Raw genomic sequence first — 22,792 nt, 5'->3', positions numbered from 1 at the left:
GAAATGCAATGGATTATTCCCTTGATTGATCCTTAATCAAATCAATATACAAATTTCCTTTTGTCCCTACGACAGCATACGAGATGTCAAAAACAGCAAGGTTTCTTTTTTTGAGTTCAGCCATTAACCATTCGTCATCGTAGGTGTGTTTGGATAAGTTTTCATATAAGATCTTCCCGTCATAGACCAGTTCAATCGGTACAGTTCCTGCAGAGGGCAGTAAAGGTAAATCCTGCTTGGTGGCATTTTGGTATTGTTCTTTTTTTAATACAGAGAGGGAGCCATTAATCTCTAAAATGGCATATTCGACTTCTTCTATGTTGAAGACATCTTTTCCACGCAAAGCCTGTTTAAGAGAATCCAGTGAATACCCCATTCGTTCCATTGACTCTTCGAGAATCTTCCCTTTTTGAATTAAGGTAGCAGGTTCTCCAGCGATCCATTTCCCGAAGCGCGGATTTCGAACCGCTAGAAGATTCAGCATAAAAACGACGGTACCCATAATAATAATTGCTATGATAAAATACAGGAATTTAATTTTAATATTGAATGCCAGATTTCCTGCAATTGTCCCCATCGTAATTGAAGCGATATAAAGGTGATAGGTCCTCTGGGCAATTGTCTGTTTACCGAGGAGCTGGACAAATACCCATAACAAAATAAAAGAGGTAAATGTTCGAAAGATGATTTCAACAGCGTCTGACATGACTATTTCTCCCTTACAAAACTCCGTGCAGTTAGTTTGTGATAGTATGTTCTTGCACCTTGCCGTTTATTCTGTAACTAAAAAACCGTCTTTGAATTTGGATCCATCTAGCATAAATTGATAGATGGATTCAATGGGTGCGATAGATCATGAACAATTAATCAAACAAAAAGAAGCAAGTAGTTCGTTACTTGCTTCTTTTTGTTTGGTTCAATAAATCCATGGATATGTTTACTTAGTATCGATTAAGAAATTTCTTCGAATAATAGTATCAAAATACATTTGCACGGGGGTATGTTTTGAGAAATATTCGGGAAATTTTCATTGACGATTTAAAAAGCATTTATAAAAATTTCTTTGTTTGTATCGTAGTCGTTTTTCTCATGTTCATCCCTTCCATTTATGCATGGTTTAATATTGTCGCATCTTGGGACCCGTATGCAAATACGGAAGGAATTCTTGTCGGTGTTGCCAATAATGATAAAGGTGCGGAGTTAAATGGCGAAGCCGTGAACATAGGCAAGGAAGTCATAGAGGGGTTAAAGGAGAATAAGGATTTAGGCTGGAGATTCACTTCGGAAAGAGAGGCGAAAGCTAAGGTGGAAAAGGGGGATTATTATGCATCCATCATCATTCCCGAGAACTTTTCCGAACATATTGCGACAATCATGACCGATGACCCTAAAAAGGCGGAGATTGATTACTATGTTAATGAAAAAATCAATTCCATTGCTCCTAAAATTACGGCAGCGGGTGCAAACAGCATTGTGGACAATGTGAGCAAAACCTTTATCAAATCGGCCAGTGGGAGTATCCTTGCAATATTTAATGAACTGGGAATCACCCTTCAAAACGAGTTGCCGACAATTCAAAAAATGAAGAATATGGTGTATTTATTAGAGGGTCAACTGCCTGAGCTTGAACAAAATATTAAAACGGTTCAAACACATGTTAAAAAGGCTGAAGATATCATTAAGAAGGTCAATGATGGATTGGATTCAATAGAAGGAATAACGTCGCAGAAGGACAAATTGGTGTCGGACGTTTCTAGTTATGTAGATTCAACAAGGCAGGCATTCGAAGAAATCAATCCCCTTTTGAAAAATGATATTGTGAATATCAGGAGCGATAATGAATCCGTTTTAGTACTGGCGAACCGGTTAACGGGTCAGGATTTGCCTGACAATGAGTCGAATCTGCTAGTGGAACAAGGGGTAACGAGGATAAATAAAGAGTTGTACCTTTTGGACAGTATGTATAATTTATTGGTGAGAGTCAATCAATTTAATGGGAAAAACTTGCTTCAGCCAGAAATACAGCTAGTTGATGAATTAAGGGATAATACATCGAACCAACTTCAAGCGCTAAATGACCGAGCTTACGGTAATCTTATCGAACTTGGCGGGAACAATGATCAAGTTTTGGCAAGCTTCCAGGAAAGTTATTCAAAGGAAACAGGGCCAAAATTCAATGAAATCTGGAACGAAACGGAATCAATATTGAATAATGTCCAGGTCACGATGGCGGAGGGAACCAAGGTTCTTCCTGAGGTGAGGACGCTGTTGAATGAGACCAATCGAACATTGGAAACACGTACAGGGGATATCGATAAGTTAATGAATAAGTTTCCGGAAATCGAAACGAAAATAAAGGCTCTAGCTTCTAAAATGAGGGAAATCGATAAGTCTTATGATATGGAAGAAGTGATCGATTTCCTAAGGAATGATATTGAACAAGAAAGTGAATTTTTTTCAGAACCAGTGCTGCTCAATAAGCACAGTCTCTTTCCGATTCCGAACTATGGATCTGCCATGTCCCCTTTCTTTACGGCACTTTCCCTTTGGGTGGGCGGTACAATATTGATTTCCATGCTTAGCGTGGGTGTTTCTCAAAAAGTCTACAGCCCGTATCAAATTTATATCGGGAGGTATCTTATATTTTTCATCATTGGGGTAATGCAGGCTCTTAGTGTTTCCATTGGGAATATCATCCTTATCGGTGTTTATGTAGCGGATAAATTTGAGTACATCCTGTTTTCTGTTCTGATAAGTACAGTATTTACACTCATTGTCTACACCTTCGTTTCCGTTCTTGGAAATGTTGGAAAAGGGATAAGCGTCGTCTTGATGGTCCTTCAAATATCAAGTTCCGGCGGCACTTTCCCCATTCAAGTCACACCGCCCTTTTTTCAACATATTAACCCTTTCTTGCCATTCACTTATGCTGTGGGTTTACTTCGTGAATCTGTAGGGGGAATAACATGGAGCGTAGCTGGCAAGGACATTTTTATCTTGATTCTCTTTTTAGTAATCACGCTCATATTAGGTATCATTTTGAAAAAGCCTCTGCATGCAAGGACACAAAAAATGAAGGATAAATTGTATGGAAGCAGGATTTTTTAAGGTTATAAAAGTGGATATTAAAATTAGCCTGAACCCTTAAAAGGGCTCAGGTTTTTTATTTGCTGAATGGAATTTGCCCGTATGTATTTTTGTGTAAGTTTGGAATATTTATCAATATATTGACAGTTGAATAGAAAGATACCGATAAATTAGAATTTTTGCATTTTTATAGTTGACAAAAACCATTGGATTAATCATTATTAAGAAATAATGTTTAGTAAATCGATGCGATATAAAAGTGGGGTGACTTTATGTATTTAACAATAGATGGCATTGAAAAAAGTTTTAAAAATGAAAAGAAAGAAAGCATAAAGGTGCTCGATAAGATAAACATAGAGGTCGAGAAAGGAAGCTTCGTTTCGATCGTCGGCCCTTCAGGATGTGGTAAATCCACACTCCTTTATCTGATTGCCGGACTTGATAAGGCAGATGTAGGTGAAATACGTGTAGCTGGAAAAAAAGTGATGAAGCCAGGTCCGGAACGGGTCGTAGTATTTCAAGAGGCGGGGTTATTTCCTTGGTTGACGGTACTTGAAAATGTTACATACGGATTGAAGTTAAAGAAAATTCCCAATGAAGAGGCTAAAGCCAAGGCATTGGACATTTTAAAAATGGTTCACCTCAGCCGATATGTTGACTCCTATCCACATCAACTATCAGGGGGCATGAAACAGAGGGTGGCCATCGCAAGAGCGTTAGTGATGGAACCGGATATCCTGTTGATGGATGAGCCATTCTCTGCGCTGGATGAGCAAACGAGGATGGTCTTGCATAAAGAACTGCTCGAAATCTGGAGAAAAACTAAAGTGACAATCTTTTTCGTTACCCATAATATTCGTGAGGCTGTTCAGCTTTCCGAAAAAATTATCGTCTTTGCAACCCGTCCCGGGAAAATTAAAGAGACGATTTCCGTCCCTTCCATGAAAGATGGAGTTATGCCGGATAGTGTAACTTTGCATACAGAACAAAGGGTTCTATCGATTTTACAGGAGGAAATTGAAAAAGTGCTGAAGGAGGAAATGGGGAATGATTACAGCTTTAAGACGAATCATATTCATCGCGATGATAGCGGGGATATGGGAAGTCACATCTAGACTTTCCAGTCTTCCGGAATTCATGTTCCCAAGCCTGACCCAGGTTTTGGAAACTCTGTTTAATGGACTGATGAGCGGACAAATAACTGAAGCCATCGCAAAAAGCCTTGGCCGTATCCTGATCGGCTTTACGATTGCCATTATAGTAGGTCTAATATTAGGATATTTCATTTGGCGCTTTAAATTGGTTGAAGACACTTTAGGATTCGTCGTGACGGCACTACAGTCTATCCCGAGTATCGTGTGGTTCCCTTTAGCGATCATTTGGTTTGGATTGAATGATTTTTCGATTCTCTTTATTGTCACCATCGGCGCAACTTGGACGATGACGGTTAATGCAACAAGTGGTTTTCGGAATGTACCCCAGTTGTATCAGCGGGTTGCCAAAACATATGGATCGACCGGGTTTCATTTTCTTCGCACTGTGATTTTACCAGCCTCCGTCCCGCAAATAATATCCGGTCTCCGAATTGCATGGGCCTTTTCCTGGCGTGCACTGATGGCAGGTGAATTACTTGGCGGGGGAGGCGGTCTTGGACAATTGCTGGAAATGGGCAGATCACTGGGACAAATGGATTTGGTCATCTCCGTGATGATCATCATCGCAATCATCGGAACAATCGTGGATAATGTTGTCTTTTCCCGCCTTGAACGTAATGTTCAACTGAAATGGGGAGTGAAGTAACGGTAGTTTAATAAAATAATAGTTCAAAAGGAGAGAAAAATATGCTGAAAAAATCATTTTTTGCCCTTATTCTGTCTGTGTTGTTAATCGGAATAGTAAGCGGATGCACTCAATCCAGCAGCAATGATGAAGAAGGAGAAGGGTCAGGGGGGAAATCCGTGAAAATTGGATATTTTCCTAACTTAACCCACAGTGCAACGATCATTGCACTCGAAAAAGGCTTTTTCGAAGAAGAGTTCGGTAAAGATGTTAAGATTGAAACCAAAACAGTGGCCAATGGCGGATTATTCATGGAAGCAATGGCTACAAACGCCATTGATGTCGGAACGGTCGGGCCTGGTCCATTGCTTAACTTTTACGTAAAAAACCCTGAATACCACTTGATCTCCGGGGCTGTTAATGGAGGTGCCGTACTTGTGGCTAGCGAGGGCAGCAAAGTTAAGGATTTAAAAGATTTGGGCGGTAAAAAGGTAGCGATTCCCGTCATTGGAAGCACACAGGATGTCATGCTTAGGAAGGCCCTTCAAGATGTTGACTTAAAACCGACTACGAATGGGGGGACAGTTGAGCTGTATGCGGCGGCACCTGCTGACACAACCGCCCTTTTTGTCCAAAAATCTGTCGATGCAGCAGCAACTCAGGAACCATGGGGTTATGTATTGGAAAACCAGGCAAAAGGAAAGTTATTGCTTGACTGGGATCAATTTGCATGGGGGAAAGACTCACCTAACACGGTAGTGGCTGCAAGCCAGAAGTTCTTGGATAAAAAGGGGCTCGCTGCTTCCTATTTGAAAGCGCATGAAAAAGCGGTGAAGTTTATACAAGACAACCCTGAAGAAAGCCAAGAATTGGTTATTAAGCATTTGAAGGAACTGACTGGAAAAGAATTAAGTAAAGAAGAAGTGGCTTCAGCATTTTCACGCCTTGAAGTGACAACTGAAGTTAATGAGCAAGTCATTCAGGAAATGGCAGACATAAGCAAAGAAGCTGGTTATATTCCTAGCAATGATATTAAAGGCATGATCGATTTATCAATTCTTGAAGAAGTGTCCAAATAAATTGAAACAAGCAAGCGCCTCAGCCATCCTGGCTTTGGCGCTTTTTTTGTAATCAGGTCAAGGCAGAATTATTTCATCGTATTGCGCCTGGGATTATAATCATACACATAACCACGGCAGGTCATGAACTCCCTGTTATGGGCAGACTTGATCCAATGCTTGGATAACATGATCAACCTCATCCCAGGAATGGATGGTAGCGCCTGAAGCCAGTGAATGTCCTCCACCATTGAATTGACGTGCGACTGAAGCGATGGGAATATTCCGTGAACGTATCCTGACACGGATTTCAGAAGGATATTCGATGAAGAAAACCCAGATTTTATTGCCCCTGACACTTGATAGCGTATTAACTAAATTCGAAGCTTCAATTCGATCCACACCATACATATTTAACAGATCCTCCGTAATAATGAAGTAAGCTACCCCTTTTTCGGTTACATTGAAGCTCATGAGAATGTCTGTTTGAAGTCTTGAAGCGTTTTTCGTCTTTATATTAAGGCTGTTATGGATTCTTTCTGGATGAATATTATAAGTTCTTAAGTGCGAAACCATTTTTAATGTCCTTGGAGTTGTATTCCCATTCATGAAATTACCTGTATCACTAAGTATTCCTGTATAAAATGATTTAGCTGCTTCTTTATTCATGATAAAGCCTTCTGGAAATTCCAAGAATAAATCAACAAGCATTTCACTGGCAGAGCTATAAGAGGGGTCGACCCAAGAAAGATCACCAAATTGCTCATAATCGGGGTGGTGGTCAATTTTGATTAGCATGTCCCCGTGATCATATCGGGAATCACTGATCCGTGAAATGTTGGCAGTATCACAAACAATCACTAAGGCACCTTTGTATTTGTTATCGGAAATGACATCCATATCACCAATGAATAGAAGCTTATCCACTTCTTCGCCTACCGCATAGACTTCTTTAGAAGGATAGGAATGCTTCAATAGCTTCTTTAAACCGATTTGTGATCCCAATGCATCCGGGTCCGGATTAACATGGCGATGAATGATAATTGTGTGGTATTTCTTGATCGCTTCGATTATTTCCGCTTTTTTATTGTCCATATCGCCATCTCCTTTTAATCTTTCCTTTTCTGTCGAGCGATAATTGATAGTATGAAAAATTCATATATTGACAGTTATGCATATTCAATCATCACATGCCTCACGAATAAAGGCAATTTCCGATTACTCTGGATTGAGGGGTGTATTTTTATATTAAACGGGAAGTATGCTAAAGAGTATAATAGTGGATGTAATGAAAACACCTGAACAAAATTATTGCAAAATTCAAAAAATGAGACTATACTTAATTTACCAAACCGATGACAGCAAGTTACCTTGCTGCATGGCCGGCTTGTCATAAAACTGGAATCCATAAAAATTGACTTGGTTCACTTGATCTTCCTTTGCAGGAAGACAGTTCGTGGATAAGGGTCAGTGAAACATTCAATGTATTGACATTGTTGGTTTTACTGGCTCTTTTTTGTGTATCCCGACAGTTTGAAAGGGGTGATGATATGAATGGAGCTTTGGAAGGAGTCAGGATTATCGATGTATCCCGTGTTTTGGCGGGGCCGTTTTGTTCAATGATTCTCGGTGATTTGGGTGCCGAGGTTATTAAAATCGAGCATCATGAGTCAGGGGATGAAACGAGAGGATGGGGTCCGCCATTCGCCCGAGGAGAAAGCGCTTACTATTTATGTGCCAATCGAAATAAGCAAAGCATGACCTTGAATTTAAAGTCGGAACAAGGGAAAGAGATCTTCCGCAAGTTGGTGTCTTCAGGGGATATAGTGATTCAAAATTTCAAGACGGGCACGTTGGAAAAACTGGGGTTAGGCTATGAGGATTTAAAGGAATGCAACCCCAAGCTGATCATGGCCTCGATTACGGGATTTGGTTTAACCGGACCTTATAAAGATTTGCCTGGCTATGATTATATCATTCAAGCGATGAGTGGTTTGATGAGCATCACAGGAGAAAAAGATGGAAGCCCCGTGAAGGTCGGGGTGGCCATAGCTGACATATTGACTGGCTTGTATACATGCATTGGCATTTTATCCGCTTTGCATCATAGGGATAAAGCGGGGGAAGGACAGGAAATTGATATTTCGTTAATGGATTGCCAGGTTTCTTCATTGGTGAATGTCGCCAGCAACTATTTATTCAGTGGCCAGACCCCTGAACGAATGGGAAACCAACATCCCAATATCGTTCCATACCAAACGTTCCGGACAAGTGATGGGGAGCTTGTTGTGGCTGTAGGAAATGATGATCAGTTCAGGAGGTTTTCAGCCGTTATAGGCAGACCTGATTTAGCCGAGCAGGAACAGTTTAAGCATAATGAAAAACGTTTGCTGAACAAGGAAGGATTAATACCGATAATAGAGGATTTGTTGAAAGGAAAGACAAAGAAAGAATGGAAAAGGCTATTGGATGATGCAGGGATACCCAATGGTCCGATTAATGATATCGCAGAGATGTTCGAGGACCCGCAAATCATCGCAAGAGGCATGTTGGTGAACATGGAACATCCCACAATCGAAGATCTTAGAGTGACGGGATCGCCACTGAACCTTTCAAAAACGCCGGTTACGATGAGAAAGCATCCGCCACTGTATGGTGAGCATACCGTTTCCATTTTGTCTGAAATTGGATATAGTCCAGACCAAATAAGCAAATTCAAGGAAAATAAAATTATTTAGGAGGAATTTTAATGATGAATTTCGAATTAACAGAAGAGCAGCAAAGTGTGAAAAAAGTGGTAAGGAAATTTGTGGATAAGGAAATTATCCCATACATTCAAGAGTGGGATAGACAAGGTCAATTCCAGCCGCATATTTTAAAAAGGTTAGCGGAATTACAGTTGATGGGCGTTTGTATACCCGAAGAGTATGGTGGAGTCGGAATGGATTATAATACCCTTGCCATCGTTTGTGAAGAGCTGGAGCGGGGCGATACGGCTTACCGAACTGCAGTTTCTGTACATACAGGGTTAAATAGCATGACCTTGCTGCAATGGGGGACGGAAGAACAAAAACAGAAATATTTAGTACCCCAGGCAAAAGGGATCAAGATTGGCGCTTTTGGGCTGACTGAACCGAATGCAGGGTCTGATGTTGCGGCAATGAAATCAACAGCAAAACGTGTTGGGGACCATTATATCTTGAACGGGTCAAAAACATGGATTTCGCTCTGTGATTATGCAGATCATTTCCTCATTTTCGCCAAGACGGATCATGATGCCGGTTCAAGGGGAATCACTGCTTTTATTGTGGAACGGACTTTCGAGGGAGTGGAGTCGAAAGCCATTAAAGGGAAATTAGGAATTCGTGCCGGGAATACAGGCGAAATCTTTTTAACGGATGTAAAAGTTCCGGTCGAGAATAGGCTTGGTGAAGAAGGTGAGGGCTTTAAAATTTCCATGTCGGCATTGGACAGCGGCCGGTTTACAGTGGCCGCAGGTGCTGTAGGGTTAATAGAAGCAAGCCTGGAAGCAAGCTTGAAGTATTGCCATGAACGAAGTACATTCGGAAAAGAGATTGGCAGGCATCAGCTCGTTCAACAGATGATTGCCAAGATGACCGCAAATTTAGAGATTTCCAGATTGCTGGTCTTTAAAGCGGGTACCTTGAAAAATCAAGGAACAAGGAATACGAAGGAAACATCACTTGCAAAGTGGATATCATGTAATGCTGCTAACGAAGCGGCCAATGATGCTGTTCAAATTCATGGTGCCTACGGCTACTCGGATGAATATCCAGTGGAACGTTTTCTGCGGAATTCAAAAGCCCCGGTCATTTACGAAGGAACCCGTGAGATTCATACTGTAATGCAGGGCGAATACGCACTTGGCTACAGACAAGATAAAGAGCTTCGTAAGCAATTGCCTGCATGGCCCTTCGAGCAAGTTTCCGTCCATTAACTATAGATAGAGGAGATCAGATGATGAACACATACCTTATTGCAGGGCATGCAAAACTTCCACAAGGGATGGCAGCGAGAAATATATATGATTCCATCACGATCACGGTAGAGCTTGACTTTAAATATGGTGTAATAGTCGAAGCTTCCTGTACACTTGCTACAGAACATGGCAGGGAATTCATTCGTCAACTGCTACGCGGTTATTGCCTGAAAGATGGTATCGAAGAATTGATTGATCGTGTGCAAATGCATTATCGTGGGAAGGCCGGTCAAGCCATTCAAGCAGGGCTGAAGGATGTGTATGCACAGTTCGAATTGGTCTCCGTTAAATAAGCGAAACTTGAAGGATCCTACCGTATGTAAAAGGGTAGGATCCTTTTTTATAGGTTCAGGTACATGGCAAATAAATGATGGAGCTGCGGATTTTATGAAAATATTAGTGAACTGATTTTAACCCGCTGCCGGTTTCGCTTCAACAGGAACTTATGCGTTTTTGTCTACTAAGTCCACTGTCATTATAAATGGCAGTGTTTTTTATTGTTTAAGGAACGGGACATTTGAATGGATTTAACGATCGTGATAATTTTAAAAACACAAAACTCGCCCCTACCTATAGGACGAGTTTGTGTTTTTGTATAGAAATTGGGCTTTAAAGTAAAGCTTAATATCTAGTGAAAAAATATTAGTTGTACATTAAAACGGTACCATGAAACTAGAAGCACCTTCTCCGATTATTGCGAAAGTTATTGCCGCAAAGCCAACTGCAGTGGTTGGACGAACACCGGTTTCTGTTGGAGCGCCTTTGTCTGTTGCAAGTGGACCTCCTCCTGCTAGTGCGCCTTTGCGTACGGCAAGTGGACCTCCTCCTGCTAGTACGCCTTTGCGTACGGCAAGTGGACCTCCTCCTGCTAGTGCGCCTTTGCGTACGGCAAGTGGACCTCCTCCTGCTAGTGCGTCTTTGCGTACTGAAAGTGGACCTCCTCCTGCTAGTGCGTCTTTGCGTGCTGCGAGTGGACCTCCTCCTGCTAGTGCAACGTTTAGTGCTTCTGCGGGAAGTTCGCCTATTATTGTTTTTTTTACGTGAAGAACGGCCTTTTGAACATGGGTCATTATACATGAAATCGCCTAACCCGAAGGAATTGGCTCTATCCACCGCATTTTGAATATTTCGAATGATGTCAGACATATATTTATATATCCCCCTTTCTATACGTTAAACTATGCGCTTGTACGTAATATGCCAGAGATAATAGCACAATTTTTAATAAAAATTTGTTTTTGGTGACATCCCTCGCTTTTTTTCATAATTTAATATGAAAGTGAAAGTGAAAGGAAAGGGTTATATGAATGCTGACAAGAAGCTGCCTATGTACCAGCTTTTTATTCCACCAGTTAATTTAATGGAACTTCGCAGAGATATATGGTGCAATGATCCTTTACCGGCAAAGTTAACACTTAACAGAAAAAAACTGGATATTGATATTGTTTACCGTGGCTCACATATCCGCGGTTTTCGCAAAAAATCCTATAATGTAGTCTTTTATAAACCTAATACTTATAAGAATGCCAAGGAAGTTCATTTAAATGCCGAATATAAAGATAAATCTTTACTAAGAAATAAATTATCTTTAGACTTTTTTGCGGATATAGGCACCTTATCACCGAACTCCCAGTTCGTTTTCTTGAATCTGAACGGAAAGGACGAAGGGATATACCTAGAATTGGAATCGGTGGATGAATATTATTTGAAGACAAGGGGGCTGCCCAAGGGAGCCATTTTCTATGCAGTGGATGGTGATGCCAATTTCTCATTGATGAGCGATTTGGATAAAGGAATCAAAAAATCATTGGAGATGGGCTATCAAAAAAAATGCGGGACAGCAAAGGATGAATTATATTTACAAGAGTTGATCCTCCAAATCAATACAATTTCAAGAGTGGATTTTGAAAAGGAAATCGTAAAATATGTCGATGTGGAAAAGTACCTGCGCTGGCTGGCCGGTGTCATATTTACGCAAAACTATGATGGATTCGTTCATAACTATGCCTTGTATCGAAATGGAGATACTGGCCTCTTTGAAATGATTCCATGGGATTATGATGCGACATGGGGCAGGGATGTTAACGGGAAAGTGATGGAAGAGGATTATGTGGGAATCGAGGGATTCAATACATTGACTGCTAGAATCCTTGATGTGAGGGGATTTCGTGTCCGGTACCAAGAACTTCTAAAGGAGATTTTGAACAATCATTTTAACGTGGGCTATATGAAACCTATCATTCAGGAAATGCATGATCAAATAAGACCTTATGTTTCAAAAGATCCATATATCAAGGGGGATATTGTGAAATTTGATAATGAGCCCGAATTCATCCTGAAATTCATTGAGGCCCGTGCAAAGTATATAAATAGCCGGCTGCATAAATTGGATTAATAATTCCTTTCCTAATAGTGATGGAACAATGAAAAATTTAACAGCGTGAGTGTTGAAAGAAAAGCATTCATGCTTTTTACATACGATTCCATTTGCTTTTCTATACCATTACAGCTATGTTTGATAGAAAGATATAATCTAAAGTAATGAAGGATGGGAATGGATTGATTAATCATAGCCACAAACCGGCATATATATATACGTTTACATGCAGCCCTGACGAACGCTCATTATCTAAAATGGAGATGCGCTCGTTCTTTGGCTTTGAGACTTCAAGAAATATTTTGAAAAGTGATATAGCAATTGAACCGAGCAGAAGCCCTTTTATAAAAGGGCGGGTCGATGTCATGTTTGAAGGGGAAAGCATATCCGAAATCGTTGAGCAAGTGAAAGGTATTCATTTGCCTGATTCGACGTTCAAAGTATTATTCGTAAAAATTAATGATTTGAATAAAGATGCAAAAATAGATTATGATGGACAGCGTGAAATTGAACGGGAGATAGGCTGGCATATTCAGGGAAATGCCGATGTGCGTAATCCTGATCAGGTCTTTGGAATCGTGACACTTGGCGGACGTTGGTATTTTGGGAAGTATGTCAAGCCTGAAGCGGTTTGGTTAAAACATATGAAGAAGCCCCGGGAATATTCAACAGCGCTTAGCACAAGAGTGGCAAGGGCCATTGCCAACATAGCCGTTCCACATCCGGATGGAGTGAAGGCAATTGATCCATGCTGCGGAATTGGAACGGTATTGGTAGAAGCCCTATCGATGGGGATCAATATTGATGGCCGGGATATTAACCCGCTTGTTACCGACGGTTCCAGGGAGAACATTGCCTATTTCGACCTCGAAGGTGATGTAACTACAGGTCCGATTTCGGAGGTCATTAGTAAATATGATGTAGCGATTATCGATATGCCTTACAATTTATATACACATGCGACGCCGGAAGATCAGCTTTCGATCCTTAAACATGCCAGAAGCTTTGCTGACAAGGTCGTCGTCGTAACGATCGACACGATGGATCATATGATTAAAGAAGCAGGATTTGAAATTGCTGATCGCTGTGTGGCCAGGAAAGGCATTTTTTCCAGAGAGGTTGTAGTGTGTGTGTGAGTTCATCAGCAAGAAAAGGCTGAAATCTTTAATGATTCCAGCCTTTTTTTGATGTCATTTAGCTTGATAATGAACTACATTTTCAACGAGTTGTTTCGTGACCTTCCCCTGATATTCTAAATAATCCAAATGGCCAATGATTTCTGACATGACGAGCGGGAATTCTGCAATATATTTTTGTTTGTAAAACTCCTTTGCCAGTTCATTGCCGGTAGAAATTCCGGATTCTATCAAGGTCAGGATTTTTTGTGATTTTCTCTCTATGCTATTAAGTCTTTTTTCAATCAAATGACCAGGTTGTTCAATGATGTTACCATGACCAGGAAAGAGGAGATTCACCTGTAATGCTAAACAGCGTTTTAATGAATCGATATGATCTACAAGAGTCAGCATTCTATTACCGTTTTCATCAGGTTCGATCAAGGCATTGCTTGATATATGTTCAATCAATAAATCACCGGCAAGAAGCCGTTTCCCTTCTTGGTCAAGGAAAGCAATTTGATCCGGGGCATGCCCGGGAAATTCGATCACTTCAAAATTCAGCCATTGTTTTTCCGTGATTGCGATGATGTCACCATTCAGTTTTTGATCTTTATTATTATCGACCGCGTTGAATAGGTAAGCCACTTGTTTATCTCCAAGTTCACCACAGCCCATCTCAATGTAAAGCTGCTTATAGAATTCAATTCTCATATTTAAGAAGTCAGGGTCCCTTTTTAAACGGGGAATGGATTTAGAATGGGCATAAACGGGAATCGGATGGAGTTCGGTAATCCGGTTGACCAAACCAACATGGTCTCCATGGTGATGGGTTAATAAAATTTCCGTGATATCTCCAACGGTAAATCCATTTTCGTTTAATGTTTGCTGAAGTGCATTCCAGCAGACGTCATCATTCATGCCTGCATCGACCAATGTTAAAGATTCATCCTGTTTAACTAAATAAAAGTTTATACTTTTTAAAGATAAAGCGCTTGGAGCTATGATTGGATAAATTTTAAATGTTGTTTTCGTTTTCATGAACGTCCCATATCCTCCTAAATCGAGATAAACTTCATCTGGAAAATTGTTGTATTACTAATGATCGAATAGATTTAAAGGGTTATTATTCTATGATTAGTTGAATGAATTAAAACTGTCAAGCGGAAGCCTCCTTGTAAACGAGAAAATTAATAGTAAGAATGATTGGAAATGGATGGTCTATTTATCTAGTTTATTTTAAAATTGAATAAACAAGCTAGTAATTTAGCCAATATTCTTAAAATTAATTGTTGGGTAATGAAAACTGAAGGTGAAAAATGGTGCAAGAATGTGTTACATGGAATGAAACGGTATAGGAGGTTATGGTTTGAAGCCAAAAATTTATATTACAAGGAAATTACCGGAACAAATCATCGAAGGTCTTAGTCGGAATTATGATGTCAGGATGTGGGATCAAGAGGATATACCGGTCCCTAGAGAAGTCCTTGAAGAAGAAATGAAAGAAGTCGAGGGTCTGCTTTGCTTATTGACGGAACAAATCGATGAGTCACTGATTGAACGAGCGCCTAACCTGAAAATCATCGCGAATATGGCAGTGGGCCATAATAATATTGATGTTAGAAGTGCAACAAAACGGGGCATCATGGTCACGAACACACCGGGGGTTTTAACGGAAACGACAGCTGATTTAACCTTCGGCTTACTGCTTGCAACGGCAAGAAGGATGATGGAGGCAGAAGATTATTTAAGGAGCGGAAGGTGGGAAACATGGTCGCCGATGCAGCTGACCGGACAAGATGTACACGGCGCAACGCTTGGTATAATCGGATTAGGTAGGATTGGGGAAGCCCTTGCAAAAAGAGCTAAGGGATTTGATATGAACTTGATTTATTTTAATCGAAGCCGTAAATATGAACAGGAAAAAGAATTAGGAATCGTATATCAGCCCCTTGAAAAATTGCTCCAAATATCGGATTTCGTTTGTGTCATGCTGCCGCTCACACCGGAAACCACTTATATGATTGGCAAGGAGCAGCTGGAATTAATGAAAGGGACGGCTGTCCTCATAAATACCGCAAGAGGCGGGATTATCGATGAAAAGGCGTTGTACCAGGCGCTGGAAAACCGAGAGATTTGGGCGGCTGGATTGGATGTATTCGAAGAAGAGCCCGTCTCTGTGGATCACCCGCTGCTAACATTGCCCAATGTCGTTACACTGCCGCATATCGGGAGTGCCAGCATTGCCACAAGATTGAAGATGGCAGCTCTTGCGGCACAAAACTTGATGGATGGATTATCTGGTGATACTCCGCGTAATTTAGTATTGTTGAATAAATCAAAATGACCCCAAAATGGGGTCATTTTTTATGGGGAATCGTTTAGAACTTTAATAGTTTTTCCCTTTGGTTCGTAGTATCCTCAAATATATTTCCTCATTTAAGATTTTTCCTTTTTAGAAGATTTCTGAGTTTTGAACATTACTTAATAGAGTGCTGGAGGGAAGAATCCAATTCAAGGGAAGCATACTTATCGTAAATTGTTCGGATCTTTTGTAAAATAAAGAAAGTCGAGTTTTATTCAGGAAAAACAATTAGTTGAAAGGGATAGGGGTAATAATGATTGAAATGAAGGAAACGATATCATCAGGCATCGAAATGACTAAATCCAAAAGGCTGTTGATGGCTCTTATGCTGGGGTCTTTTGCAGCGATTGGACCACTGTCACTTGATATGTATTTACCGGGTCTCCCTACACTGGCAGAGGATTTGAAAAGCAGTACGTCATTAGCGCAGCTGAGCTTGACTGCCTGCTTGTTAGGATTGGCTTTAGGACAAATTTATTTAGGGCCGCTAAGTGATGCAAAAGGAAGAAGGACACCGTTAATCATATCTTTATCCATTTATTGCATTTCCTCTCTGTTATGCGCTTTTGCTCCAACCATTGAATTGCTTTTATTATTACGATTTATCCAAGGTATTGCGGGAGCGGGAGGCATTGTCATTTCAAGGGCGATAGTTCGTGACCTTTTTTCAGGATCGGATTTGACCAAGTTCTTCTCCATGTTAATGCTTGTTAATGGGGCGGCACCGATATTGGCTCCGGTTTTTGGCGGTCAACTTTTGCAGTTCACGTCTTGGCGGGGAGTCTTCATTGTCATTTCAGTATTAAGTATCATTATGGTTGCGGCTGCATTTTTTGGGATAAAGGAAACTTTAACGTCCAATCTCAGAAGTGCAGGTGGGGTAAATGATACTATCAGGACATTTTGGAACTTATTGAGAGATCGTGTGTTTATGGGCTATGCTTTTTCACAAGGATTCATAAGTGCCGCCATGTTCGCTTATATTTCCGGATCACCTTTTGTTCTCCAGAACATTTATGGCGTTTCCCCACAGACCTTCAGTCTGATTTTTGCAATAAACGGAATTGGGATCATCATCGCTTCACAAGTTGCCGGGAAGCTGGCAGGGAAGGTTAAAGAAGAAAAACTGCTTCAAATGGGATTATGTCTAGCTTTGTTTGGGGGAATATTACTTCTTGCCTCAGTCCTTCTTGAAATTGGGTTGGCAGGAATCTTGGTCGCTTTATTCCTCTCCGTCTCCAGCGTCGGTATTGTCGGTACAACGAGTTTTTCTTTAGCGATGCAAAATCAGAAAAAAACAGCAGGCAGTGCTTCGGCTTTAATTGGCCTGCTTCCTTTCATATTAGGATCACTAATGGCTCCCTTGGTGGGACTAGGTTCAGGTGAGTCACCCTTGCCGATGGGAATTGTGATGGTAAGTTGTCATGTCATCGCCATGTGCGCTTATTTAATCCTTGCCCGTCGTGGGTTAAGGCGAGTTTAATTAGGAAAAGCTGAAATCCCTGATGTGGATTTCAGCTTTTTCCTTTAGGGGCGTAAGTATGAATCATAATAGCGATTCTGCTCCATCGATATAAACTTCCGTGCCCGTAATATGGGAAGACATGTCTGATGCTAGAAACAATACGAGATCACCAGCTTGTTCGGTAGTCCCCGCCTTCTTCGCCAGGGGTTGAGAGCCTTGCGGATATTCAATGGGAATCCTGATTTTTTTTAAGTTTTCATCTTCCGGGAATGTGTTATCGTGAATGTTCGTATCGATGGAGCCGGGACAAATGGTATTTACCCTGATTTTATATCTTGCCAATTCGAGTGCAGCCATTTTCCCAAAAGCGACTTGACCAGCTTTGGATGAACTATAAGCAGAAAAACCAAAATTCTTGAAATATCGGTTTCCATTGATGGAGCTGTTGATTACGATGCTGCCACCCGTTTCCTTCATGTAGGGAATGGCGTATTTGATGGTGAGAAAGGTGCCTTTGAGGTTGATGGTATGCGTCTGATCCCAATCTTCTGGCTTTATATCTTCTATAGGGGCAATCACTCCGTTAATGCCTGCGTTTGCAAATACAAAATCAATTTTCCCAAAATGTTCATGGGCCGTCTTGTAGGCATGTTCAACTTGCTCAGCCTTGGAAACATCCGTTTTAATGATTAATGCCTCTCGACCAAGTTTTTCCACTTCTTCCTTAACTTTTTCGGCATTTTCGACTGTACGGTCAAAAAAGATGATGTTCGCGCCGTTTTCAGCTAGTTTCAGGGCGGCACCCCGGCCAATTCCCGATCCTCCACCGGTAATAATGGCAACTTTGTTTTTCATTAATTCTGTCATAAACTTCACACGCTCCTTTTAAGTTTGCTTTCCCGTTAGGGAGTATGTAGAAACATCATGGCAGTGGTATTATAGAAAAATTATAAACGAACATTGCCTAAAAAATCCAATTTAAACAATTGCGAGTGTTCATTAAACTTTGTTTTTCAGTGAAATGTCTGTATATTGAGGACATAATAAAGTTAGCTTGAAAGGGGATAGGATGTTGATAAGATTAGGGGTAATAGGTACAAATTGGATCACGGAACGATTTTTGGAGGCTGCAAAGCATGTAGAGGATTTATCGTTAACAGCCGTGTACTCACGTACAGAAGAGAAAGCCAAGGAATTTGCCAATAAATACGAAGTACATACGACTTTTACGAATTTAGAAGCAATGGCCGCCAGCAATGAAATTGACGCTGTATACATAGCAAGCCCTAATTCTCATCATTGCAGGCAAGCCGTGTTGTTTTTACAAAATAAAAAACATGTATTATGTGAAAAACCAATGGCTTCAAATGCGGCAGAAGTAAGGGAAATGATTGAGGCTGCAAAACAAAATGATGTGCTATTGATGGAAGCGATGAAATCTACCATCATGCCGAATTTCGAAAGTATAAAGGGGAATTTGGATAAAATCGGGAAGGTACGGCGTTTCTCGGGAAGCTTTTGCCAATATTCATCTCGATATGATTCGTATAAACAAGGCACTGTGCTGAATGCATTCAATCCTGAATTCTCCAGTGGCTCTTTAATGGATCTTGGTATTTATGTACTCTATCCGCTTGTTGTTCTGTTCGGTAAACCAAATAAGGTACAGGCATCAGGAACGATGCTTGAATCAGGGGTCGATGGGCAAGGTACGATTCTGCTTTCCTATGATGAAATGGAGGCAGTCGTCATATTCTCCAAAATTACTGAATCCAATTTGCCTTCGGAAATTCAAGGTGAACTTGGAAGCATCATCATTCAGAAAATTTCAGGACCGCAAGCGGTGGATATTCAGTATCGGGATGGAACCACTGAAAATATTTCGGTTAAACAGGATATGCCTACCATGTATTATGAAGCGAAAGAATTTGTTGAATTGATACAGCAGGGGAAAATGGAGTCCGATATAAATTCATATTCGAATTCACTATTGACTATGGAAATCATGGATGAAGCAAGAAAGCAAATCGGCATCGTCTTTCCTTCAGACCGCTAAGCATTTGAGTGGACATGGCCAATAAGGAAGGGTAAAAATGGATGTTACTGATAACCCGTAATTGGGTAGAATTCAGTACAGGGATAATTTTATTGTTGGGGGAATGGACATGAAATGCAAAATTAATCGTAATGCAGCAAAGGTCTTACAAAAAATGCTGAGCACTGAAGAAGCAAAAGGGAAGATGATTCGTGTATATGTCACCCATATGCATGGCGATCATGCCCATTATGACATGAAACTAGATACCTCGGCAGAACATGATGAAATCGTCAAAACAGATAAAGATATCGATATTTTACTTGATTCACGTGAAGAATTTCTAGATGGTGTCTGGATTAAATATTTTTATGTACCTGAAGAAGGCTTTGAAATCACGAACCCTTCTAAAGAACCGCACGGACATCATCACCACTAAGAGTAAAGGGGGAGGATTGGCATGAATCAAAAATACGAAAAGATCTTTCAACCATATAAGTTTCCATCAGGGGTAGAAGTGAAAAATCGTATCATGATGGCTCCTATGACCACTTATTCTTCGGACGATCAAGGCGTTGTAACCGATGATGAACTGGCTTATTACGCTGAGCGCTCGGCTGGTGTAGGTGCGGTGGTCACGGCATGTGCCTATGTATCTGCTGGAGGAAAGGGATTCCCAGGCCAGCTTAGTGCAGATGACGATTCCTTTATCCCATCCTTGAGAAAACTAGCCGAAACGATCCAGTCCAACGGGTCAAAAGCGATTCTGCAAATATATCATGGAGGCCGGCAAAGTCCGCCGGAATTATTGCCTGATAACCAGCCTGTTTCTGCAAGTGCCATTGCTTCAAACGATGAAGCACCTGTACCGCGGGAAATGAGTGAAGACGAAATACAAGAGGTTATTAAGGCATTTAGCGAAACAACAAGAAGGGCCATCGAAGCAGGATTTGATGGTGTGGAAATACATGGTGCCAATACGTACTTGCTTCAACAATTCTTCTCGCCACACTCGAACCGTCGTACGGATAACTGGGGTGGGACACTGGGAAAACGATTGATTTTCCCGCTTACCATTGTGAATGAAGTCGAGAAAACGGTTGCCGAGCATGCGAAAAAGCCGTTTATCATCGGCTACCGCCTTTCTCCTGAAGAAGGCAGCAATCCTGGAATCACTTTAGATGATACGATCCAATTCGTTGACAGACTAGCGAATCAAAACCTGGATTATCTACATATATCGGTAGGTCACTTCTGGAATGGCTCATTCCGTGAGAGTGATAGGACAAAGTCGCGCATCGTTAAAATTTACGATAAAGTAGGTAATCGTATTCCTGTGGTCGGCGTAGGATCACTGCATACACCTGATGAAGTTGCAGAAGCTATGGAAACGGGTGTCCCTTTTATCGCCCTTGGCCGTGAGCTTCTTATGGAACCGCATTGGATTGAAAAAATCAGGTCTGGAAAAGAAGCGGAAATACGGACTACCCTCTCAAAAAAGGATCAGGATGAACTGGTCATTCCAGATCCGCTTTGGGAAAAGTTGATTGGGATAAAAGGTTGGCTCCCGGTTGTGGAGTGATTGTTAATGTTACCCGTCCTCCAAAGGAGGACGGGTTTTGTATGTGTTCATATGAAACTAACAACTAATAAGTTATTCACCTTTTGTTAAAAAAGCGAGATTGATTCTGCAGAATTAACGTCATTTAATTTCGTGAATTATTGATTCTGGATTTATTCATTCTTCATAGTAAATACTATATTTAATGTAAAGTTTATGTAGTCAAATATGAATGAAAGTAATATAATCATATTAATATTTGTGCCAATAAATAAAATATATTATTATCAATTTTATAAGTGGGTATGTAAATGGAGGGTTTATAATGAAATTTCCACATGATTTTTTATTCGGAGCAGCTTCTGCTTCTTTTCAAATAGAAGGAGCATGGGATGAAGATGGAAAAGGTATAACGAATTGGGATGTCTTTTCAAAGATTCCAGGGAAAACATATGAAGGTACAAACGGGGATGTAGCGATAGACCATTATCATCGTTACAAAGAAGATATTAAATTAATGGCAGAGATGGGACTTGAATCATACCGGTTTTCCATTTCATGGGCACGTATTTTGCCGACAGGTGACGGGGAAGTAAATGAAAAAGGCGTGGAATTTTATAATAATGTTATTGATGAATGCTTAAAATATGGGATTGTTCCATTTGTTACTCTGTACCATTGGGATTTGCCTTTGACGCTTGAACAAGATGGGGGATGGACGAATAAGCGAACAGCTGAAGCATTCGTCAAGTATGCGGAAATTTGCTTTCGCGCATTCGGAGACCGCATCAAACATTGGATCACGTTTAATGAAACGGTTATGTTTTGCGGTCTGGGCTATTTAAAAGGAGCGCACCCGCCTGGAATCCAAAACGATGAAAATAAATACTTTCAAGCGACACATTATGTTTTTTATGCACATGCAAAAGCGGTAGAGGTATACAAGACACTGAATCATTACGGTGAAATTGGGATTACCCATGTTTTCCTGCCTGCTTACAGTATAAATGACAAACATGACAATGTATTGGCTGCTCGGCATGCCAATGAATATGAAACTTTTTGGTATTATGACCCTATTTTAAAAGGTGAATATCCAGGTTATGTGGTTGAGCAATTAAAGGAAAAAGGCTGGACGCCAAGTTGGACCGAAGAAGAACTGGATACGCTAAAAAGAAATGCGGAGAAAAATGATTTTATTGGACTCAATTATTACCAGCCCATTTGCGTGGAAAAAAATCGGGAAGCCGTTTCAAACATGGAGCATTCAAGAGAAACATCTACTCTAGCTCCAGGGAACCCGTCTTTTGATGGCTTTTATAGGACCGTAAAGATGGAAGATAAAACATATACAAAATGGGGCTGGGAAATCTCACCTCAAGGATTTTTAGATGGGCTGCATATGTTAAAAGAACGTTATGGTGATATTAAAATGTATGTTACAGAGAACGGGCTTGGTGATGAGGATCCGATTATCGATGGTGAAATAGTGGATGTTCCCCGTATTAAATATATTGAGGAACACTTAAAAGTGATCAAACGTGCAATCAAAGAAGGTATCCATTTAAAAGGGTATTACGCATGGTCTGTCATTGATCTATTAAGTTGGTTAAACGGGTATAAGAAGCAATACGGATTTATTTACGTGGATCATCATGATCAGTTAAACCGGAAAAAGAAGCTGTCGTTTCATTGGTATAAGAATATTATCGAGACGAGAGGAGAAGAGCTGTAAACTAAAAGAAAACCTCTTGATTTTAATCAAGAGGTTTTATGTATATATATAGCCTGAGCCGAAATACGAAATTAGGTTTATAGAGCATGCTTTGAGAAACCTTTCTCAAAACATGCTTTTTCTATTGTAATCAAGGTTTCAGATATGGGGAATTAGTCCAAAGTTCAAACTTCCTGATTTGTAGTCTGAATCTCCGGCTTCAAATTAACCAGCCT

General features: G+C 40.6%; 20 protein-coding genes and 1 pseudogene. 15 read left to right on the top strand and 6 right to left on the bottom strand.

The features are described 5' to 3' along the window. Positions 1-13: 13 nt before the first annotated feature. Positions 14-706 carry a DUF421 domain-containing protein gene (locus FNK51_RS04180; protein WP_141992516.1) on the bottom strand — a complete coding sequence of 231 codons (693 nt, stop codon included), beginning with the start codon at positions 704-706 and terminating at the stop codon, positions 14-16. A 299-nt stretch (positions 707-1,005) separates the two neighbouring features. Between FNK51_RS04180 and FNK51_RS04175 the strand changes: the two genes are divergently transcribed. The 4 genes from FNK51_RS04175 to FNK51_RS04160 all read left to right on the top strand — a co-directional run bounded on the left by FNK51_RS04175 (position 1,006) and on the right by FNK51_RS04160 (position 5,945). Then, positions 1,006-3,108 carry a YhgE/Pip domain-containing protein gene (locus FNK51_RS04175; protein WP_141992515.1) on the top strand — a complete coding sequence of 701 codons (2,103 nt, stop codon included), beginning with the start codon at positions 1,006-1,008 and terminating at the stop codon, positions 3,106-3,108. A gap of 251 nt (positions 3,109-3,359) precedes the next feature. Further along, complete coding sequence (locus FNK51_RS04170; protein WP_063232114.1) at positions 3,360-4,202, top strand: ABC transporter ATP-binding protein; 843 nt, start codon at positions 3,360-3,362, stop codon at positions 4,200-4,202. Next, entirely contained in the window at positions 4,135-4,887 is a 753-nt protein-coding gene (locus FNK51_RS04165) for an ABC transporter permease (protein ID WP_098371259.1), read from the top strand. The genes FNK51_RS04170 and FNK51_RS04165 overlap by 68 nt, the downstream gene beginning before the upstream one ends. A gap of 41 nt (positions 4,888-4,928) precedes the next feature. Beyond that, positions 4,929-5,945, top strand: a complete 1,017-nt coding sequence (locus FNK51_RS04160) for an aliphatic sulfonate ABC transporter substrate-binding protein (protein ID WP_141992514.1) — start codon at positions 4,929-4,931, stop codon at positions 5,943-5,945. A gap of 135 nt (positions 5,946-6,080) precedes the next feature. Here the strand turns inward: FNK51_RS04160 and FNK51_RS04155 are convergent, their stop codons facing one another. Continuing rightward, the gene (locus FNK51_RS04155; RefSeq protein ID WP_141992513.1) at positions 6,081-7,019 is read right to left on the bottom strand and encodes a DHH family phosphoesterase; all 939 of its coding nucleotides are present in this window, start codon (positions 7,017-7,019) and stop codon (positions 6,081-6,083) included. A 455-nt stretch (positions 7,020-7,474) separates the two neighbouring features. On the opposite strand from FNK51_RS04155, the gene FNK51_RS04150 reads away from it, so the two are divergent. Genes FNK51_RS04150 through FNK51_RS04140 form a run of 3 tightly spaced genes read left to right on the top strand, consistent with a single transcriptional unit; the run spans position 7,475 to position 10,217 of the window. Next, the gene (locus tag FNK51_RS04150) at positions 7,475-8,662 is read left to right on the top strand and encodes a CaiB/BaiF CoA transferase family protein (RefSeq protein ID WP_141992512.1); all 1,188 of its coding nucleotides are present in this window, start codon (positions 7,475-7,477) and stop codon (positions 8,660-8,662) included. Positions 8,663-8,676: 14 nt separating this feature from the next. Continuing rightward, positions 8,677-9,882, top strand: a complete 1,206-nt coding sequence (locus FNK51_RS04145; RefSeq protein ID WP_098371403.1) for an acyl-CoA dehydrogenase family protein — start codon at positions 8,677-8,679, stop codon at positions 9,880-9,882. 23 nt (positions 9,883-9,905) lie between these two features. Beyond that, positions 9,906-10,217 carry a DUF3870 domain-containing protein gene (locus FNK51_RS04140; RefSeq protein WP_096338406.1) on the top strand — a complete coding sequence of 104 codons (312 nt, stop codon included), beginning with the start codon at positions 9,906-9,908 and terminating at the stop codon, positions 10,215-10,217. Between the two features lie 360 nt (positions 10,218-10,577). On the opposite strand, the gene FNK51_RS04135 is transcribed toward FNK51_RS04140, so the two are convergent. After that, entirely contained in the window at positions 10,578-10,994 is a 417-nt protein-coding gene (locus FNK51_RS04135) for a hypothetical protein (RefSeq protein WP_141992511.1), read from the bottom strand. Between the two features lie 22 nt (positions 10,995-11,016). After that, positions 11,017-11,070, bottom strand: a pseudogene (locus FNK51_RS27710) (hypothetical protein); the annotation flags it as partial. 157 nt (positions 11,071-11,227) lie between these two features. Between FNK51_RS27710 and FNK51_RS04130 the strand changes: the two are divergent. Then, positions 11,228-12,319 (top strand): CotH kinase family protein, encoded by a 1,092-nt coding sequence (locus FNK51_RS04130; protein ID WP_141992510.1) that lies wholly within the window; start codon positions 11,228-11,230, stop codon positions 12,317-12,319. Positions 12,320-12,465: 146 nt separating this feature from the next. Next, positions 12,466-13,437: a TRM11 family methyltransferase gene (locus tag FNK51_RS04125; RefSeq protein ID WP_181762178.1), complete on the top strand. Its 972-nt coding sequence runs from the start codon at positions 12,466-12,468 to the stop codon at positions 13,435-13,437. 54 nt (positions 13,438-13,491) lie between these two features. On the opposite strand, the gene FNK51_RS04120 is transcribed toward FNK51_RS04125, so the two are convergent. After that, entirely contained in the window at positions 13,492-14,457 is a 966-nt protein-coding gene (locus FNK51_RS04120; protein WP_141992508.1) for an MBL fold metallo-hydrolase, read from the bottom strand. Between the two features lie 328 nt (positions 14,458-14,785). On the opposite strand from FNK51_RS04120, the gene FNK51_RS04115 reads away from it, so the two are divergent. Then, complete coding sequence (locus tag FNK51_RS04115) at positions 14,786-15,763, top strand: 2-hydroxyacid dehydrogenase (RefSeq protein ID WP_098371251.1); 978 nt, start codon at positions 14,786-14,788, stop codon at positions 15,761-15,763. A gap of 280 nt (positions 15,764-16,043) precedes the next feature. Next, the gene (locus FNK51_RS04110; protein ID WP_483296108.1) at positions 16,044-17,264 is read left to right on the top strand and encodes a multidrug effflux MFS transporter; all 1,221 of its coding nucleotides are present in this window, start codon (positions 16,044-16,046) and stop codon (positions 17,262-17,264) included. 63 nt (positions 17,265-17,327) lie between these two features. Here FNK51_RS04110 and FNK51_RS04105 read toward each other — a convergent pair whose 3' ends face one another. Next, positions 17,328-18,113 carry an SDR family oxidoreductase gene (locus tag FNK51_RS04105; RefSeq protein WP_141992506.1) on the bottom strand — a complete coding sequence of 262 codons (786 nt, stop codon included), beginning with the start codon at positions 18,111-18,113 and terminating at the stop codon, positions 17,328-17,330. Positions 18,114-18,318: 205 nt separating this feature from the next. On the opposite strand from FNK51_RS04105, the gene FNK51_RS04100 reads away from it, so the two are divergent. The 4 genes from FNK51_RS04100 to FNK51_RS04085 all read left to right on the top strand — a co-directional run bounded on the left by FNK51_RS04100 (position 18,319) and on the right by FNK51_RS04085 (position 22,577). Beyond that, positions 18,319-19,302, top strand: coding sequence for a Gfo/Idh/MocA family protein (locus FNK51_RS04100; RefSeq protein WP_141992505.1), 984 nt, complete (start codon positions 18,319-18,321; stop codon positions 19,300-19,302). A 109-nt stretch (positions 19,303-19,411) separates the two neighbouring features. Further along, positions 19,412-19,720 carry an iron-sulfur cluster assembly accessory protein gene (locus FNK51_RS04095; protein WP_141992504.1) on the top strand — a complete coding sequence of 103 codons (309 nt, stop codon included), beginning with the start codon at positions 19,412-19,414 and terminating at the stop codon, positions 19,718-19,720. Positions 19,721-19,741: 21 nt separating this feature from the next. Further along, positions 19,742-20,863, top strand: coding sequence for an NADH-dependent flavin oxidoreductase (locus FNK51_RS04090; protein WP_141992503.1), 1,122 nt, complete (start codon positions 19,742-19,744; stop codon positions 20,861-20,863). Positions 20,864-21,167: 304 nt separating this feature from the next. Next, on the top strand, positions 21,168-22,577 hold the full coding sequence (locus FNK51_RS04085; RefSeq protein WP_141992502.1) for a glycoside hydrolase family 1 protein: 1,410 nt from the start codon (positions 21,168-21,170) through the stop codon (positions 22,575-22,577). The last annotated feature ends 215 nt before the right edge of the window (positions 22,578-22,792 follow it).

Source organism: Bacillus sp. B4EP4a (assembly GCF_006680105.1).
In the GTDB taxonomy this organism is placed as follows: Bacteria; Bacillota; Bacilli; order Bacillales; family DSM-1321; genus Peribacillus; species Peribacillus simplex_E.
The sequence above is the reverse complement of the archived record's forward strand: the minus strand, read 5'-3'. Positions and strand labels throughout refer to the sequence as shown.